Consider the following 1,114-nt stretch of genomic DNA (forward strand, 5'->3'; position numbering starts at 1 on the left):
CACGGCCACGCTAACAGGTCGCGGCCAAGATGTGGCGACAGGCCGCGCGGTAGTGCCAGGGGTTAAACGTCCACGGGCGGGAGAGTAGCCATGGCGAGTGAAACCCGAGGCCGACGCTCTAAGGTGGATTTACTGCCTGATCCTATCCGCAAGAAGCTCGATGCGGGGCTGCGTAATGGCTCGATTCAGCAGATTGATTTGCTCGATGAAATCAATGCGCTGATTAAAGCCGCAGGGCTACCAGAAGAACAGCAGCTTTCCCGCGCAGGTATTAACCGCTATGCCACCAAGATGGAGGCCGTGGGTAAATCCCTGCGTGAAATGCGTGAGATCACCCAAGTGTGGACGGCAGAGCTAGGCGATAAACCGACGGGTGAAGTGACCAAACTCATCCTCGAAATGGCGCGTTCGCAGCTGTTTAAAGCCCTATTAAACCAAGATGAAACGGGCGAAGGTGCCGACGTGGGCATGATTAAAGATGCCATGTTAGCGGTGCAACGTTTGGAGTCTGCCGCCATGGCCAACCATAAGCGCGAGAAAGAGATCCGCACCGCGTTCGCGGCCGAAGCGGCTAATGCCGCCGAGAAGGTCGCGAAAACCGCTGGCTTAACCAGTGATGCCGTGGCCTTGCTTAAGCGCGAAATACTGGGGATCGCCTGATGAACGGCATCATTAAACCCGTCTTTGATCCTGCGCTTGAGGCCAGTTATCTCAGCATCTTTGATCCTAAAGAAGTGCTGCTAGGTTATCAGAAGCGCTGGATAGCCGACGAGTCACCGCTGAAAATTGCCGAAAAGTCGCGCCGAACTGGACTCACTTGGGCCGAGGCTGCGGATGCTTCTCTTACCGCAGGCGCTGCCCGTGGCCAAGGGGGGACTAACCATTTTTATGTGGGCAGTAACAAGGAGATGGCGCGGGAATTTATCGACGCTGCGGCCATGTGGGCCAAAGTATTTGATAAAGCCGCAGGCGAAATCCAAGAAGAAGTGTTTGTTGATGAAGGCCAAGACGGTAAAGAGATCCTGACCTTTGCCATTTACTTTGCCTCAGGTTTTAAGGTGCAGGCGCTATCGAGTAATCCCTCGAACCTACGCGGTATGCAAGGCAATGTGAC

1 protein-coding gene and 1 pseudogene are annotated in these 1,114 nt (G+C 54.8%); both read left to right on the forward strand.

Going from position 1 to position 1,114, the window contains the following annotated elements; translation table 11 throughout:
- Window positions 1–90: 90 nt before the first annotated feature.
- Entirely contained in the window at window positions 91–660 is a 570-nt protein-coding gene (locus FW758_RS24565) for a DUF3486 family protein (RefSeq protein WP_446446824.1), read from the forward strand.
- Window positions 660–1,114 (forward strand): annotated as a pseudogene (locus tag FW758_RS24570) (hypothetical protein); the annotation flags it as partial. The gene FW758_RS24565 and the pseudogene FW758_RS24570, both read left to right, overlap by 1 nt.

It is taken from the genome of Shewanella sp. 1180_01 (genome assembly GCF_052850535.1).

Excerpts from the sequence above, each read along its gene's own strand:
- FW758_RS24565 (WP_446446824.1), top strand. The coding sequence starts at position 91 with ATGGCGAGTGAAACCCGAGGCCGACGCTCTAAGGTGGATTTACTGCCT.